The sequence below is a fragment of the Halomonas eurihalina genome, assembly GCF_008274785.1.
Lineage (GTDB): Bacteria > Pseudomonadota > Gammaproteobacteria > Pseudomonadales > Halomonadaceae > Halomonas > Halomonas eurihalina.
Map to the genome: position 1 here is coordinate 1 of NZ_VTPU01000018.1, position 15,255 is coordinate 15,255.

Consider the following 15,255-nt stretch of genomic DNA (forward strand, 5'->3'; position numbering starts at 1 on the left):
TTGTTGTCGCTGTCGATGGCCTGCTTGCCGAGAATCACCAACTCCGGCTGCTCCTCTTCAACCACCTTGGCCAGCACCTTGGCCGCGCCCAGCGACTCGACACGCTCGTCGGTCTGCACGTGGATGGCGCGATCGGCGCCCAGCGCCAGGGCGGTACGCAGCTGCTCCTGGGCGGCCTTGGGACCGACGGTGACCGCGACCACCTCGCTGGCCGTGCCGGCCTCCTTCAGGCGTACGGCCTCTTCCACGGCGATCTCGCAGAAGGGATTCATGGCCATCTTGACGTTGGTGAGGTCAACGTCGGAGTTATCCGGCTTGACCCGGATCTTGACGTTGTAGTCGATGACGCGTTTGACCGCGACGAGGATTTTCATGACGAGAACTCCCGATGAAATTTATTGAATTTCTTTCAGCATGCTCTGGAACTGACGGCCCACATTCTCGTTGGGCTTCGGCGTCATCAGCGTGACGAGGACAATGGCCAATGCTGATAAAATAAAGCCCGGCACGATTTCATAGATAGCGTAGATACCGCCACTGAGTTGCCCCCAGATAATGACGGTCAATCCCCCCATAATGACACCTGCCAGGGCGCCCCACTGGTTCATTCGTGGCCAGAAGAGTGACGCGATGAGGGCCGGCCCGAAGGCCGCACCGAACCCTGCCCAGGCATACGACACCAGGCCGAGTACATTGGAGTCAGGGTTCAAGGCCAGCATGACCGCCACACTGGATACGCCCAGGACCGCCACACGTCCCACCATGACCAGCTCCTTTTGCGAGGCGGACTGGCGAAAAACGGCCTTGTAGATATCGTCGGCAATCGTCGACGAACAGATCAGCAACTGAGAGTCGGCTGTCGACATGACGGCAGCCATCACTGTCGTCAGCAATACCCCGGCGACCAGCGGATTGAACATGATATCGATCATGAACATGAAGATGCGCTCGTGGTCATCCAGGCCTTCGGGGAAATAGGCGTTGCCGAGTATGCCGATCAGCAGGGCGCCCACCAGACCGACAGCCGTCCAGGTCACCGCAATCCAACGCGCCATGGGGATATTGCGTGCATCATTGATGCCGGCAAAGCGCGCCAGTGAATGCGGTTGCCCGAAGTAGCCAAGCCCCCATGCCAGTGAGCTGACGACAGCCGTCCAAGTCAGCCATTCGCCGGTCGAGGCATCACGCAGGCCATTCAGAATACCTGCCTTGGCGCCTTCTGCGGCGGAGAAAGCGTCACCGACCCCACCAAGCTCATATATTGCCACCACCGGCACGATGACCAGGGTCAGGAACATCATCATGCCCTGGATGACATCGGTCCAGGAGACCGCCAGGTAACCACCGAAAAAGGTGTAGGAAATGACCGCCAGGGCACCGGCCAGTACCGCCAGCGAATAGTCCATGCCGAAGACAGTGTTCAATAGTTTTCCGCCAGCCACCAGGCCTGAGCTGGTGTAGAACAGGTAGAAGATAATGATGAAAATCGCCGATATCAGTCTCAACACCAGCGTGCGGTCCTGAAAGCGCTCGGCCAGATACTCGGGAATCGTCAGAGCATTATTGGCGATGAAGCTATAGACCCGCAGGCGGCGCGCCACGATCAGCCAGTTGAGCAGCGCGCCCGCCAGCAGGCCCACGGCAATCCAGAAGGATGACATGCCTGTCAGAAAGGCCGCACCGGGCATGGCAATCAACAGCCAGCCAGACATCTCGGAAGCTCCGGAAGAGATCGCCGTGGCGAATGGCCCCAGGGTGCGACCGCCCAACACATAGTCGGAGAAACTGTTGGAACGCCGATAGGCGACAAAACCGACGATTAGCATGACGACGAAATACGCCATGAAGGTGCCGATCACGACACCGTGACTCGTATCTATCATTGTGGAACCTGATTATTGAATATTGTTGGTCTTGAACCGGAGGTTCGGCGTACTCGTTGTTATGGGTCTGGTGATCAATGGTTGGCCAACACAACGTCGGCCAGATACGTGCTTATCCCCCCCTGGCGGTTCGATAGGCCGCCTGCAGCCCCTCGTGGACGACCCGCTCGAAACCGCCCTCAATCATGGTGCGCAGTCCCTCGGCGGTGGTGCCTTGATAATCCACCAGGCGTTTGACCATCTCGCCGGGCTCAGCCGCCTGCTGTTCCAGCAACAGGCTCCCGCCCATCAGGGTCTGCATCACGGCTTCCCGGGCGACGTCACCGTCGAGTCCCGCCTGTCTGGCATGCGACAGCATTGCCTGCGCCAGCAGGGCCGGATAGGCGGGCCCGGCACCGCTCACCGCCGTCAGGTAGTCGATCGCGTCTTCGGACGACACCTCGCGTGCCGTGCCGCAGCTTTCCAGCAACGCCTGCACGATGCCGCGATCGGCATCACTGATGGCCGGTGACGCATACCAGGGAAAGTAGCCACGCTGGATTTCCGCGGCCGCATTGGGCATGGCCCGCACCACTCGCTGGCTGCCGAGTTGATGCGATACGGCCTGCTGCGAGGCCATCGCCAGCAGCGATATCACCAGCTTGTCGCCGACCTGGATGTCGATATCAACGAGATCCTGCGGACGAATTGACAGCACGATGACATCCGCCAGGTCAGCGAGCTGCCGATTGTCCTGAACACAGCGCACGCCGGGCCAATCCACATAGGCACCGCGCTTCCCTGAACGAGAGGAAATCACCAGTTGCTCGGGCGCCAGCAGATTCTTCTCCAGCAAGGCCAGCCCCAGAGCGCGCCCCACCCAACCTTGCCCGCCAATCAGGCCAACCACCGCACTTTCCAACATGCGTCGTACCTCTCGGAAGCCTTATGTACATCGATGAACATATAATTGACAATTATGTACATTCGACTCTAACGTTGTCAAGAACACAACAATCAAGAACGCAACACTAAGGAGAATCCGACCGTGGCCACCGATCCCCTGCTGCAGCCGTTTCAGCTCAAGAACCTGACCATCAAGAACCGTCTGATGATGACGTCCCATGAACCGGCATACCCAGAAGACGGCATGCCCAAGGAGCTCTATCGCGCCTATCACGTCGAGCGCGCCAGAGCAGGCCTGGGCCTGACCATGACGGCCGGTTCGGCTGCGGTGTCCAGGGACAGTCCGCCGGTGTTCAACAACATCCTGGCCTACAAGGATGAGGTCGTGCCGTGGATGCGCGAGCTGACGGATGCCTGCCATGAACACGGCACGGCGGTGATGATTCAGCTCACTCACCTGGGCCGGCGCACGCGCTGGGACAAGGGCGACTGGCTGCCGACGGTCTCGCCCTCACACCATCGTGAGGCCTCGCATCGTGCCTACCCCAAGCAGGTCGAGGACTGGGATATCGAACGCCTGATCCGCGATTACGCCGATGCCGCCGAACGCATGCATGCGGCAGGGCTCGACGGTATCGAGCTGCAGGCCTATGGTCACCTGATGGATCAGTTCTGGTCGCCGCTGACCAATACCCTCGAGGGTCCTTATGGCGGCAGTCTGGACAACCGACTGCGCTTCACCTTCGAAGTGCTCGAGGCCATTCGCAAACGGGTGGGACCAGAGTTCATCGTCGGCCTGCGCTATACCGGCGACGAGATGCTCGAGGGCGGCCTGACGCCGGAAGATGGCATGGATATCTCCCAACGCCTCAAGGACAGTGGCCTGGTCGACTTCCTCAATGTGGTTCGGGGACACATCGATACCGACCCGGGCCTGACCGATGTCATCCCGGTACAGGGCATGCGCAGTGCCCCTCACCTGGATTTCGCCGGCGAGATCCGCCGCCAGGTCGATTTCCCCACCTTCCATGGCGCCAAGATTCAGGATGTCGCCACGGCCCGTCATGCCATTTCTTCCGGCCTGGTCGACATGATCGGCATGACACGCGCCCATATGGCCGAGCCGCATATCGTCAAGAAGCTGGTGGAAGACCGCGAAGAAGAGATCCGCCCCTGCGTGGGTGCCAACTACTGCCTGGACCGCATCTATCAGGGCGGCGCCGCCTACTGTATTCACAATGCGGCCACCGGGCGTGAAACCACCATGCCGCACACAATTCCACCCGCCACTCAGCAGCGACGAATCGTCATTATCGGCGCAGGGCCTGGCGGCCTGGAAGCCGCCCGTGTCGCCGGCGAGCGCGGCCATGAGGTTCTGGTGTTGGAGGCTTCCAGCGAAGCCGGTGGCCAGGTACGTCTGACCGCACAGAGCAAGCGTCGTCGCGAGATGATGGGCATCATCGATTGGCGCCTGTCACGCTGCGAGGCGCTCGGGGTGGAAATTCGCTACAACGTCTTTGCCGAGGCCGAGGAAGTGCTCGCGGAGAATCCGGACGTAGTGATCGTGGCCACCGGTGGTTACCCCATCGAGGACATGCCCGCTCAGGGCCACCAACTGGTGGTCAACACCTGGGATATCCTTTCGGGCCACGTTGCGCCAGGCAACAAGGTACTGCTGTTCGATGACGCCGGAGACCACGCCGCCCTGCAAGCCGCCGAGATCATCGCCGCCACCGGGGCAGAAGTGGAAATCATGACCCCCGACCGCACCTTCTCGGCCGAGATCATGGCCATGAACCTGGTGCCCTACATGCGTGAACTGCAGCGCCCCAACGTGACGTTCACACCGACCTATCGTCTGAAGTCCGTGGAAAAGGAAGGCAATGGCTTGCTGGCCAGGGTCACCAGTGACTACATGGACCTGAATCATGAACGCCACATCGATCAGGTCGTGGTTAACTACGGCATCACGCCCATGGCCGATGTCTACTTCGAGCTCAAGGAGCACGCCTCGAACGGCGGCGAAGTGGATTACGATGACTTGATCGCCGGCAACCTACAATCGGTCGTACGCCATGCCGGCGGCAGCTTCCAACTGTTCCGACTGGGCGATGCCGTGGAGTCGCGTAATACCCATGCTGCCATCTATGACGCCCTCAGACTGGTCAAGGATCTGTGAAACCGGCCGCGACAATGCCGATAACGCTTCCATATCCAGGATAGCCGCCGAGCATGGCGGCTATTCCGTTCAGTCGCTCGTGACGCGGCACGCCTCAGTCAGCCATTACCAAGGCTCATCCAGAATGGACTCCAGCGCCTCGTTGAGCTCCCTGATCCCCGCCCGCGGCGAGAAACGACGCACGACACGGCCATCCCGAGCCACCAGGAACTTGGTAAAATTCCACTTGATGGCCTTCGTCCCCAGGACCCCCGGCGCCTCGCGCTTGAGTTCGATGAACAAGGGATGAGCGTGGCGCCCGTTGACCTGCACCTTTTCCATCATCGGAAAGGTCACGCTATAGGTCTGTTCACCAAACGAGCAGAACCCGGCTGCCGACTCGGGAGATTGCCGCCCGAACTGGTTGCAGGGGAACGCCAGCACGGTAAAGCCGCGGTCGCGGTGACGCCGATAGAGACGCTCGAGCTCGCCGAGCTGGGACGTGAATCCACAGCGGCTGGCCACATTGACGATCAGGAGCACCTGGCCGCGCAAGGCGCGGAGGTTGAAGGGCTCGCCGCTATGGGTGCGGCAATCGTGGTCATGGATGCTCATGGCTCGGGCTCGCTGTCTGTTCCATCACGATGCCACGCCGGCTCCCTCGGCGCCAGTCCCGCGCCGAAGACTCACCTGGAGGCTGCAAGCGAGCCGTCGTGGATAAGCGTTTCCACCACCTGGCGCGTGTCCGGTGTGACATCCTCGAGCACCAGTGCCTGCTCGGGAGGCAGCCAGAAGGCCTCGGCGACTTCTTCTGCCTGCAGAATCAAGGGGCCATCGTAGTCGACCAGATAGGCACTACCGAAGATGTGATTGCCATTCCGGGCATGAACGAATTCCAGCACATGCCGCAGGGGAACCCCCTCAATTCCAAGTTCCTCGGCCAGCTCGCGTCTCGCCGCCACATGCACCGCCTCGCCGGCACCGACCACGCCACCGGCAGCCAGGTCGATGCCGCCGGGAAAGACTTCCTTGAACAGCGTACGGCGCTGCACGCATAGCTCGCCTTGCGCATTGCGCACCACGATATAGGTGGCACGATGCCAGAAGCGATAGCGGCGCATGGTCGCGCGCAGCGCGCTGCCGCAAGGCCGATTGCGCGCATCCACCAACTGGATGCTCTCGTCGGATATGCGCTGGACCGTCGTCGGCTCGGACGACACACCTGGATCGGTGGCCATGGAAACTCCCTGAAGGGAAATGGATTCAGCCTAACGGCCCGTCGTGGGCACGTCACCTCCCTGCCGCAACGACACCTTCGCCCTCGCCAGCGGCTGCGTTACAGTCTTCACCCTACCGACAACAACGACAAGGCCCGAGCGATGCGCGATACCGATGCGAATGCCGACAGCCGCCAGGTGGATCTCGACGACGAGGGCGTGCACTGGGATCAGGCCATGAGCTATGGCCAGTACCTGAACCTCGAGACGCTACTCGATTGCCAGCGCCCGTTGTCCCATGAACACGACGAAATGCTGTTCATCGTCATCCATCAGACCTCCGAACTCTGGATACGACTGTGCCTGCACGAAGCGCACGGCGCCGCCGAGCGCATTCGCCACGGCGACCTGCGCCCCGCTTTCAAGATGCTGACTCGAGTCGCGCGCATTCAGGAACAACTCATCAAGGCCTGGGAAGTCCTCGTCACCCTGACCCCGGCGGACTACCTGAGTTTCCGCGACGAACTGGGCCAGAGCTCCGGCTTCCAGTCATACCAGTACCGGGAACTGGAATTCCTGCTCGGCAACAAGAACGCGCGCATGGTCGAGGCCCACCGTGCCCATCCCCACCACCATGAGCGATTGCTCGCGGTGCTGCACGCGCCGAGTCTCTACGACATCACCCTGCAACTACTGGGGCGGCGCGGCTTCGACATCCCCGACGACCGGCTCGAGCGAGACTGGTCCGAGCCCTATAGCGCCTCATCGCTCGTCGAGGATGCCTGGCGCGAGATCTATCGCGACACCGAGACCCACTGGGACCTGTACGAACTGGCCGAAAAGCTGGTCGACCTGGAGTACAACTTCCAGAAATGGCGCTTCAGCCACATGAAGACCGTCGAGCGCATCATCGGCTATCGTCGCGGTACCGGTGGCACCGGAGGTGTCAGCTATCTGGTCAAGGCCCTCGACCTGCAGTTCTTCCCCGAACTCTGGTCGGTGAGAACCACTATCTGAGCGCTGCCGAAAGCGTTGACCGGGCACCAAGTGGCGGCCATGCTCACAACAGGCCCAGTCATCGGAGTTTGCCATGCAGGAATACGCGCCGCGTGCCCGGTTGGCCACCCATGAGGTGACCAACCAGCCTCCTCCCTCCGAGGATCGCCACCTACTCGACGATGACCTGCCGATGCGCGAAGCATTAGCCCGCGAGGCCCCCGACTGGGTAGCCGAACGCCTGGCGCCGCTGGGGCGCGACGTCGGCAGCGAACGCGTCCGTGCCCTGGGCGAGGCCGCCAACCATCACCCGCCCGAACTGCGACTGTTCGACCGCTACGGGCGACGCCTGGATGCCGTCGACTACCACCCGGCCTACCATGAGCTGATGCACTTGGCCATGGACCATGGCTGGCACGCGGTTGCCTGGCAGGAAGAAGGCCGCGGCGGGCACCAGGCCCATGTGGCAGCCCTGTACCTGCTCACCCAAGCCGAGCCCGGCTTCTGCTGCCCGGTGACCATGACCCATGCCGCCATGCCGGCGCTGCGCCACTCGCCAAGCCTGCATGAACACTGGTCTCCCGGCCTGCTGCACTGGGATTACGATCCCCGGGCACTGCCCGCCGAACGCAAGACGGCGCTGACCTTTGGCATGGCGATGACCGAGAAACAGGGCGGCAGCGACGTTCGCGCCAACACCACCCAAGCCACTCCCGTCGCCGACGGCTGGCGGTTGAACGGCCACAAGTGGTTCTGTAGCGCGCCCATGTCGGATGCCTTCCTGACCCTGGCGCAGACCGACGAGGGCCTCGGCTGTTTCCTGGTGCCTCGCTTCACCCCGGATGGCGAGCGCAACGCCATCGAACTGCAACGACTCAAGGACAAGTGCGGCAACCGGGCCAATGCCTCGGCGGAGATCGAATACCGCGATGCCTGGGCCGAACCGCTGGGCGAACCAGGACGCGGCATCGCCACCATCCTTTCGATGGTTCAGCAGACCCGGCTCGATGCCGCTACCGCTCCGGTGGCGATGATGCGTCAGGCACTGAGCGAGGCGTGGCGGCACGTTCGAGCCCGCCACGCCTTCGGCCGGTGCCTGGCCGAACAGCCCTTGATGCGCACCCTGCTCGCCGACATGGCCCTCGAAGTCGAGGCCGGCGTCGCCCTGACCCTGCGCACCGCCCGTGCCTTCGACGGCGCCGCCCGTGGTGACGCCCACGAGACCGCCCTGGCACGCCTGTTGCCGGCCCTGGCCAAGTACTGGCACAACAAGCGCGCCCCCGGCTTTTTGGCCGAGGCCATGGAATGCCTGGGCGGCATCGGCTATGTGGAAGAATCGCCGCTGGCGCGGCTCTATCGCGAAGCGCCGGTGAATTCCATCTGGGAAGGCTCGGGCAACGTCATCTGCCTCGACGTGTTGCGGGTTTTCGGTCGCCATCCCGAAGCACTGACGGCACTCCGCCAGGAACTCGACGCCGCTCGCGGCGCATCACCAGCGCTGGATGCCGCCATGCAGGAACTCGTCACGCGTCTCGAAGCGCCGCCGGACACCCTGGAGCGACAGGCACGCTGGCTGACACAACGCCTGGCCCAATGCCTGCAGGGCGCCCTGCTGCTGCAACACGCTCCTGCCGAGATCGGCGAGACCTTCTGTCGCTCGCGGCTCATCGATGCCAGCCCCGTTTTCGGGACCTTGCCCGCGGATGCGCCGGAAGCGGCGATCCTGAACCGTATCCAGGCCTGAGCTTCCCAGGGTTTTGCGTGTAGAGTGTGGGGCCGGAGCCCTTATGTCGCGGAGCCTCTCATGGAAGACTGGACGCTCAGGTGGATGCTGGGGCAGGCGGTCAGCCTTGTCGCCCTGGCGCTTTGCGTCGTCGCCTTTGCCAGCAAGCGCGACGACCGGCTGTTCGTGATTCTGGTGTTTGCCAATGTTGCCTTCGCCGCACAGTTCGCTCTCTTCCAGAGCTGGGTGGCGGCCGGCATCTCCGCACTGATCGTGCTGCGCATCGCCCTGGCACGCCGTTATCCGCGCAATACCGGCATCATGCTCGCGATGCTGGTCGCCACCCTCGCGATCGCCGCCCTGACCTGGGGCGGACCACAGGATATTCCGGCCTTGGCGGCGGGGTTGCTGGGTACCTATGGCATGTTCATGCTGCATGGCGCCCTGTGACGCCTTGCCGGCTTCAGCCGCCAATAGGCTCCAAGGCTACCCGCAGCGCCAACGCCAGCAGCAGCACCCCGGTGGCGCGGTTGATCCAGTGGGCACGCGCCTGCAACCAGGGCAACACTCGGGAATGGGATAGCCCGACGGCGACCAGCACATACCAGCCGCCATCAATGATCATGGCCGTGAACACGATGATCGCACGTGCCGCCAGACTCATGTCCGGCGTCACGAACTGACTGAGCAGAGCGACGAAAAACAGGATGAGCTTGGGATTGCCGAGTGCCACCAGCATCCCTTCACGCGCCGCTTGCATGCCAGAGGTTGCCATGGCATCCGCGTTGAGCGCTCCTGCTCGCCCGGCACGCAGAGCCTTGATGCCCAACCAGGCCAGATAGGCCGCCCCAGCCCAGGTGATCATCTGGAACAGCTCCGGGAACCGCACGATCAGCGCTCCCAGCCCCCAAACAGTCAGCAGCGCATAAAACCCCACCCCCAGGGCATGGGACAAGGCCGCCGCCACGCCCGGCATGCGACCGCCCCCGAGGGTATGGCGTAACACCAGCGCCAGGCTCGGCCCGGGCGACATGGCCCCCATGGCACAGACAGCCGCCAACGACAACCAGAGGGAAAGTGGCATGAGCATTCTCCGTAAACATGACCGACAAGGCGTCTCCCGGCCTGTCGGCGAGAACAGATGCGTTGTGAAATGACCGCCTGACGATGGGGAGACGATGACAGTACCGGCTCCATCGCCTCCTAGGTCTTGTACGAAAAGTCGACGAGCGAAGGTGAGGCAAGGCGAAATCGGTCGAGAAAGCGCAGTTTACAAGGGTAAATGAGCATTTTGATCGGACTCGCGCACGAGATCGGTTTCAACACTGCATCACCGATTGCAGGCACTTTTCATACAGACCCTAGCGGTGAAACTGCCCTTCCCGCTCCGGCTGCCAGAGAATGGCATCGACGCGCAGTGACGTCCGTTTCCCTCCGGGCAGCGGCCACTCGATGACATCGCCGACATGCAGACCGAGCAAGGCCGCGCCGACCGGCGCCATTACCGAAACGCCATCTTCGGTGGCATCCAGCGCATGAGGATAAACCAGGGTCTTGATGATCTCACGCTCGCGCGTCAGGTCGGTAAAGCGCACCCGGCTGTTCATGCTGATCACATCCGCCGGAATCTGCTCCGGCTCAAGCACCTCGCCACGCTCCAGTTCCTCCTCCAGGGAAAGCGCCACGACATCCTCGCCGGCCGCATCAATGAGTTGCTGCAGTCGCTCGGCATCGAGCCGATTGATGATCAAGGGGGGACGCGCCACCACATGAGCCTCCTTGCCAGACATGGCGTACGGAAATAACCAATAAAAACAGCCCTCCACCCGTTAGCGGGAGAAGGACTGTCCACGAAGCCACCATACGACATCACCACGAGGAAAGACAGGCCGCATGATCCCCCGTGCTTCCGCCTTGTCGATATCCAGCCGCCTGGCGCACATGTTCCCTAGGCGAGGGGGCATGACACATCATCGGCAACAGGCGATAACAAAACCTCACAACAACGCTACCCACACCCCTCGATGTGGGCATCTATACTCACGCCAAGCTCCCAAGGCACCTGTTTCTCAAGGAATCATCGACTTTCCTTGAGACGACGCCTCCAATTGGCAGGCATCACTTGGAAGCCGGCAAGAGATTGCGTACCAGGAGACACAGGAGAGCATACCAATGGTCGACAAGCATCATGCCACCACAAGCCTCCCATCCCCCAAAGGCATCAGACCCCTACAAGAGAACGAATACGTATTCGTGAACGGTGGCGTAAACGATCAGAGCGCCATGCTTTCACTCGACGAGCTCGGCGGAGGATGGGCTACGACCATGGCAGTCGGTGAGGAAGAGCCCTGGCATAACGCCCCGGTGGCACTCGATATCGAACTGCACATTGGTGCATCAGCCAAGTCCGAATAGATGCGCCAGGTCACCAGGGCACGACGCGCCCTCTTTCAGCCCTGGTGACCTCCCTAGCCTGGCTTGACAACCCGAATGCTTCTTCTCCTGGCCACTACACCGCCATCCGATACACAACAATCGCTGTCAACACAGGTCTCCAGACGTCATGATTTTGATCGCCGGCGGTCAGTTCGACGTCAATCTTAGAGCGCTGCATGAACGACTAACCTATCGAGACATTCCATTCTACAGTCTCCTGGTTGGCCCGAATCAGACACCGAATTTACGCATCGACATTCAGGGCAACCGCCTTGAAGTGAATGATAGCGAAATATCGCCCACGGCCTGTTTCATCAGACACGATGTCTTCCTGCACCAGGCTTCCGATAGAAAAAGGGCGCAAACCAGTGCTCTTAATTGGTTCCAGGCCGTTCGTGGCTGGGCCGTCAGCCAGCCAAGTGTCCAAGTATTCAACCGACACTCCTACCTTTGTGAGAACAACAAGGTACAGAACCTGCTCCTTGCACAGGCGCATGGGCTCTCGATTCCCGACACGATTGTCGTCAACGACCTCTCCAACCTTGATACCTCAGCAGAGGCCAAGGTGCACAAGCCGGTTGCCGGAGGAGAATACACGGGGCTGGTCAGTGAGTTACATCAATCACCCACCCTCGACTACCCTCGCTTCATCCAGCCACGCCTGCAGCGCCCCGAGATGAGGATTTACCGTATTGGACCCGCCCTGATGGCGTTCTGGCTGTATTCCTCCGAACTCGACTACCGTCGCACGCAGGATGTCAAGATCGTCCACACTGCGGTCCCACACACCCTCGGCAATGACCTGATGCGGCTGCTGGATCACCTAGAGCTCGACTTTGCGGCAGCAGATTTCATGGCAGACGAGGAAGGAACCCTGCATTTCCTCGAGGTCAACACGCAGCCGATGTTTGCCGCCTTTGATCGCGCAACCCACGGGAAGCTCTGTGATGCCATCATCGATGGCTTGTTCTACTGAGGAGAGTGCTGCAAAAAGAAGGGAAATGCCGCTAACCACTTGATGTAAAAGTGGTGCCGGTGGTCGGACTCGAACCGACACACCCGTGAAGGCGGCGGATTTTGAATCCGCTGCGTCTACCAATTCCGCCACACCGGCAACGGCGTTGCATTATACGGAGCCAGCGTGGCAGGTCAATCACCATCCTGACTTCGTGGCCAGGAAGCGGTATCCTATGCGGCTTGCCGCCGTGCTGGCGGCTCCGTTCTGCTTTATCCTGATCAACTGAGTCACGCCATGCAGCGCGCCGATTTCCATTACGAGCTTCCCGAGGCGCTGATCGCCCGCTATCCCTCCGAGCAACGCAGCGACTGTCGCCTGCTGTGCGTCGACGGTGCCAGCGGCGCCCTCGACCACTGCCGCTTTCCCGAGCTCATCGACAAGCTCGCGCCGGGCGATCTGCTGGTGTTCAACGACACCCGCGTGATTCCGGCGCGGCTGCATGGGCACAAGGCCAGCGGCGGTCGCGTGGAGATGTTGCTGGAGCGTCCGCTGGATGCGCACCGCGGTCTTGCCCACCTGCGTTCCAGCAAGTCCCCGAAGATCGGCACCGAGTTGACCTTCGAGGGCGGCATCCAGGCCGTGGTCGAGGGACGCCGCGAGGCACTGTTCGAGCTGCGTTTTCTCGGCGAGACGCCACTGATCGCGCTGCTCGAGCGCCACGGCCACATGCCGTTGCCGCCTTATATCACCCGCGACGACGAGCTCTCCGACCGGGAGCGCTATCAGACGGTCTATGCCAAGCGCGATGGCGCCGTGGCCGCACCCACCGCCGGCCTGCACTTCGATGAGCCACTGCTGGAGCGCCTCGCGGCCAAGGGCGTGGAAAGCGCCTTCGTTACCCTCCACGTGGGGGCCGGCACCTTCCAGCCGGTACGCGTCGACGACATCCGCGAACACGAGATGCACAGCGAGTGGATCGAGGTCTCGGCGTCGGTATGCGAGCAAGTCCGCGCCACACGTGCGCGGGGCAATCGCGTCATCGCCGTGGGCACCACCAGCGTACGTTGCCTGGAGTCGGCCAGCCTGAAAAGCTCCGATGGCGACATCGCGCCCTACAGCGGCGAGACCGATATTTTCATTTATCCGGGCTATGAATGGCGCGTGGTCGACGCCCTGGTCACCAACTTCCACCTCCCTGAGTCGACCCTGTTGATGCTGGTGTCCTCATTCGCCGGTTACGATACGGTCATGGCGGCGTATCGGGAGGCGGTTCAGGAGGGCTATGCCTTCTTCAGCTATGGCGACGCCATGTTATTGACCCGTCACAATTCTTCACCCACTAGACACGCTGATGTCGAGACTCCCGATGCGTAACGAGTGCTTCATGACTTTCGAGCGCCTGGCCACCGATGGCCGGGCGCGCCGCGGCAGACTGACCTTCCCCCGGGGCACGGTCGAGACGCCTGCCTTCATGCCGGTCGGGACCTACGGCACCGTCAAGGGCATGACGCCCCAGTCAGTGGAGGAGATCGGCGCCGACATCATTCTCGGCAACACCTTTCACCTGTGGCTGCGCCCGGGAACCGAGGTCATCGAGGGCCACGGCGACCTCCACGACTTCGCCCAGTGGGACAAGCCGATTCTCACCGACTCGGGTGGATTCCAGGTCTTCTCGCTTGGCGAGATGCGCAAGATCACCGAGCAAGGCGTGCATTTCCGTTCGCCGGTGGATGGTGCCAAGGTCTTCATGGGTCCCGAGGAATCCATGGCGGTACAGCGTTCGCTGGGCTCCGACATCGTGATGATCTTCGATGAGTGCACCCCCTACCCGGCAAGCTTCGACGAAGCCAAGCGCTCCATGGAAATGTCGCTGCGCTGGGCACAACGTTCGCGCGATGCGCACGGTGACTCGCCCTCGGCACTGTTCGGCATCATTCAGGGCGGCATGTATCCGGCGCTACGCGAAGCCTCCCTGAAAGGGCTCGATGCGATCGGTTTCGACGGCTATGCCATCGGCGGCCTGTCGGTAGGCGAGCCCAAGGAAGAGATGATCGAAGTGCTCGATTATCTGCCCGAATGGATGCCGGCCGACAAGCCGCGCTACCTGATGGGCGTGGGCAAGCCGGAAGACCTGGTGGAAGGTGTGCGCCGGGGCGTCGACATGTTCGACTGCGTGATGCCAACCCGCAACGCCCGCAACGGTCATCTCTTCACGGCTGAAGGTACCGTCAAGATCCGCAACGCCAAGCACCGCCACGATACCGGGCCGCTGGAAGAAGGATGCGATTGCTACACCTGCCAGCACTTCTCGCGCGCCTATCTGCATCATCTGGATCGCTGCGGTGAAATGCTCGGCTCGATGCTTAATACTGTCCACAACCTGCGCCATTATCAGCGCCTGATGGCTGGTTTGCGCGGTGCCATCGAAGCGGGTACATTGGCCAACTTCGTGGAAGGGTTCTACGCGCAGCGCGGTCTGCCGGTACCTCCCGCACCGAATTGACGGTTGGCCGGCCCGAGGGGCCCGCCGACGAGCGCCGTCAGGCGCCACTTTGTTTACCACGACTCAGGAGACTGTCGTAAATGCTGGACTTCTTCATTTCCCCGGCCCTGGCCCAGGACGCCGGCGGCGCAGCGGGCGGTGGCATCGCCCAGATCGTGATGCTGGTCGGCTTCGTGCTGATCTTCTACTTCCTGCTGTGGCGCCCTCAGGCCAAGCGGGCCAAGCAGCACAAGAAGCTGATCACCAGCCTTTCCAAGGGCGATGAAATCGTCATCGGCGGCGGCATGCTGGGCCGTGTCACCAAGGTCAGCGATGACAGCGAGTTCCTCACCATGGAAATCGCCGAGGGCACCGAGGTCAGCGTGCAGAAGAATGCCGTGGCCACTGTCCTGCCCAAGGGCACGCTCAAGTCCATCTAACTGGACACGCTCGCGCTGCCATGCGGCGCGAGCTGCCCTGCGACCACCGAGGCGGGGCCCGGCCAACCGGCTTCCGC

General features: G+C 61.9%; 16 protein-coding genes and 1 tRNA gene. 9 read left to right on the top strand and 8 right to left on the bottom strand.

The annotated features are described in order from the left end of the window. From FZZ93_RS15270 to FZZ93_RS15280, 3 genes are all read right to left on the bottom strand, one after another. A partial coding sequence (locus FZZ93_RS15270; protein ID WP_149323170.1) for an electron transfer flavoprotein subunit beta/FixA family protein occupies positions 1–374 on the bottom strand: 374 nt, incomplete at its 3' end. Between the two features lie 21 nt (positions 375–395). Beyond that, positions 396–1,883 carry a sodium/proline symporter PutP gene (putP, locus tag FZZ93_RS15275; RefSeq protein WP_149323171.1) on the bottom strand — a complete coding sequence of 496 codons (1,488 nt, stop codon included), beginning with the start codon at positions 1,881–1,883 and terminating at the stop codon, positions 396–398. A 112-nt stretch (positions 1,884–1,995) separates the two neighbouring features. Further along, positions 1,996–2,787: a pyrroline-5-carboxylate reductase family protein gene (locus FZZ93_RS15280; RefSeq protein WP_149323172.1), complete on the bottom strand. Its 792-nt coding sequence runs from the start codon at positions 2,785–2,787 to the stop codon at positions 1,996–1,998. 123 nt (positions 2,788–2,910) lie between these two features. Between FZZ93_RS15280 and FZZ93_RS15285 the strand changes: the two genes are divergently transcribed. Next, a complete protein-coding gene (locus FZZ93_RS15285; RefSeq protein ID WP_149323173.1) occupies positions 2,911–4,947 on the top strand; it encodes an NADH:flavin oxidoreductase in 2,037 nt (678 codons plus the stop codon). Between the two features lie 105 nt (positions 4,948–5,052). Here the strand turns inward: FZZ93_RS15285 and FZZ93_RS15290 are convergent, their stop codons facing one another. Then, positions 5,053–5,541, bottom strand: a complete 489-nt coding sequence (locus FZZ93_RS15290; protein ID WP_149323174.1) for a glutathione peroxidase — start codon at positions 5,539–5,541, stop codon at positions 5,053–5,055. A 71-nt stretch (positions 5,542–5,612) separates the two neighbouring features. Next, entirely contained in the window at positions 5,613–6,164 is a 552-nt protein-coding gene (locus tag FZZ93_RS15295; protein ID WP_149323175.1) for an NUDIX hydrolase, read from the bottom strand. Positions 6,165–6,305: 141 nt separating this feature from the next. Between FZZ93_RS15295 and kynA the strand changes: the two genes are divergently transcribed. From kynA to FZZ93_RS15310, 3 genes are all read left to right on the top strand, one after another. Then, positions 6,306–7,160 (top strand): tryptophan 2,3-dioxygenase, encoded by an 855-nt coding sequence (gene kynA / locus FZZ93_RS15300; RefSeq protein ID WP_149323176.1) that lies wholly within the window; start codon positions 6,306–6,308, stop codon positions 7,158–7,160. A 73-nt stretch (positions 7,161–7,233) separates the two neighbouring features. After that, the gene (locus tag FZZ93_RS15305; RefSeq protein WP_149323177.1) at positions 7,234–8,883 is read left to right on the top strand and encodes an acyl-CoA dehydrogenase family protein; all 1,650 of its coding nucleotides are present in this window, start codon (positions 7,234–7,236) and stop codon (positions 8,881–8,883) included. A 60-nt stretch (positions 8,884–8,943) separates the two neighbouring features. Then, positions 8,944–9,312, top strand: a complete 369-nt coding sequence (locus tag FZZ93_RS15310) for a YgjV family protein (protein ID WP_246146238.1) — start codon at positions 8,944–8,946, stop codon at positions 9,310–9,312. A gap of 13 nt (positions 9,313–9,325) precedes the next feature. Here the strand turns inward: FZZ93_RS15310 and FZZ93_RS15315 are convergent, their stop codons facing one another. Further along, a complete protein-coding gene (locus FZZ93_RS15315; RefSeq protein WP_149323178.1) occupies positions 9,326–9,946 on the bottom strand; it encodes a LysE family translocator in 621 nt (206 codons plus the stop codon). A gap of 277 nt (positions 9,947–10,223) precedes the next feature. Continuing rightward, positions 10,224–10,631: a nucleoside diphosphate kinase regulator gene (gene rnk / locus FZZ93_RS15320; RefSeq protein WP_149323179.1), complete on the bottom strand. Its 408-nt coding sequence runs from the start codon at positions 10,629–10,631 to the stop codon at positions 10,224–10,226. Between the two features lie 403 nt (positions 10,632–11,034). Here rnk and FZZ93_RS15325 point away from each other — a divergent pair, with 403 nt between their 5' ends. Both FZZ93_RS15325 and FZZ93_RS15330 read left to right on the top strand, forming a co-directional pair. Next, on the top strand, positions 11,035–11,277 hold the full coding sequence (locus tag FZZ93_RS15325; RefSeq protein ID WP_149323180.1) for a hypothetical protein: 243 nt from the start codon (positions 11,035–11,037) through the stop codon (positions 11,275–11,277). 148 nt (positions 11,278–11,425) lie between these two features. Beyond that, positions 11,426–12,274: an ATP-grasp domain-containing protein gene (locus FZZ93_RS15330; protein WP_149323181.1), complete on the top strand. Its 849-nt coding sequence runs from the start codon at positions 11,426–11,428 to the stop codon at positions 12,272–12,274. A gap of 51 nt (positions 12,275–12,325) precedes the next feature. Here FZZ93_RS15330 and FZZ93_RS15335 read toward each other — a convergent pair. Beyond that, positions 12,326–12,412: transfer RNA gene (locus FZZ93_RS15335), tRNA-Leu, on the bottom strand. A 138-nt stretch (positions 12,413–12,550) separates the two neighbouring features. Between FZZ93_RS15335 and queA the strand changes: the two genes are divergently transcribed. The 3 genes from queA (at position 12,551) to yajC (ending at position 15,178) form a co-directional block, all read left to right on the top strand. Next, positions 12,551–13,630, top strand: a complete 1,080-nt coding sequence (gene queA, locus FZZ93_RS15340) for a tRNA preQ1(34) S-adenosylmethionine ribosyltransferase-isomerase QueA (RefSeq protein WP_149323182.1) — start codon at positions 12,551–12,553, stop codon at positions 13,628–13,630. 10 nt (positions 13,631–13,640) lie between these two features. After that, on the top strand, positions 13,641–14,759 hold the full coding sequence (gene tgt, locus FZZ93_RS15345; protein WP_187774551.1) for a tRNA guanosine(34) transglycosylase Tgt: 1,119 nt from the start codon (positions 13,641–13,643) through the stop codon (positions 14,757–14,759). Between the two features lie 80 nt (positions 14,760–14,839). Beyond that, positions 14,840–15,178 (top strand): preprotein translocase subunit YajC, encoded by a 339-nt coding sequence (gene yajC, locus FZZ93_RS15350; protein ID WP_149323184.1) that lies wholly within the window; start codon positions 14,840–14,842, stop codon positions 15,176–15,178. The last annotated feature ends 77 nt before the right edge of the window (positions 15,179–15,255 follow it).

Excerpts from the sequence above, each read along its gene's own strand:
- FZZ93_RS15280 (WP_149323172.1), bottom strand. The coding sequence starts at position 2,787 with ATGTTGGAAAGTGCGGTGGTTGGCCTGATTGGCGGGCAAGGTTGGGTG.
- queA (WP_149323182.1), top strand. The coding sequence starts at position 12,551 with ATGCAGCGCGCCGATTTCCATTACGAGCTTCCCGAGGCGCTGATCGCC.
- FZZ93_RS15305 (WP_149323177.1), top strand. The coding sequence starts at position 7,234 with ATGCAGGAATACGCGCCGCGTGCCCGGTTGGCCACCCATGAGGTGACC.
- FZZ93_RS15330 (WP_149323181.1), top strand. The coding sequence starts at position 11,426 with ATGATTTTGATCGCCGGCGGTCAGTTCGACGTCAATCTTAGAGCGCTG.
- FZZ93_RS15315 (WP_149323178.1), bottom strand. The coding sequence starts at position 9,946 with ATGCCACTTTCCCTCTGGTTGTCGTTGGCGGCTGTCTGTGCCATGGGG.
- FZZ93_RS15310 (WP_246146238.1), top strand. The coding sequence starts at position 8,944 with ATGGAAGACTGGACGCTCAGGTGGATGCTGGGGCAGGCGGTCAGCCTT.
- putP (WP_149323171.1), bottom strand. The coding sequence starts at position 1,883 with ATGATAGATACGAGTCACGGTGTCGTGATCGGCACCTTCATGGCGTAT.
- FZZ93_RS15295 (WP_149323175.1), bottom strand. The coding sequence starts at position 6,164 with ATGGCCACCGATCCAGGTGTGTCGTCCGAGCCGACGACGGTCCAGCGC.
- yajC (WP_149323184.1), top strand. The coding sequence starts at position 14,840 with ATGCTGGACTTCTTCATTTCCCCGGCCCTGGCCCAGGACGCCGGCGGC.
- kynA (WP_149323176.1), top strand. The coding sequence starts at position 6,306 with ATGCGCGATACCGATGCGAATGCCGACAGCCGCCAGGTGGATCTCGAC.
- tgt (WP_187774551.1), top strand. The coding sequence starts at position 13,641 with ATGACTTTCGAGCGCCTGGCCACCGATGGCCGGGCGCGCCGCGGCAGA.
- FZZ93_RS15290 (WP_149323174.1), bottom strand. The coding sequence starts at position 5,541 with ATGAGCATCCATGACCACGATTGCCGCACCCATAGCGGCGAGCCCTTC.
- FZZ93_RS15325 (WP_149323180.1), top strand. The coding sequence starts at position 11,035 with ATGGTCGACAAGCATCATGCCACCACAAGCCTCCCATCCCCCAAAGGC.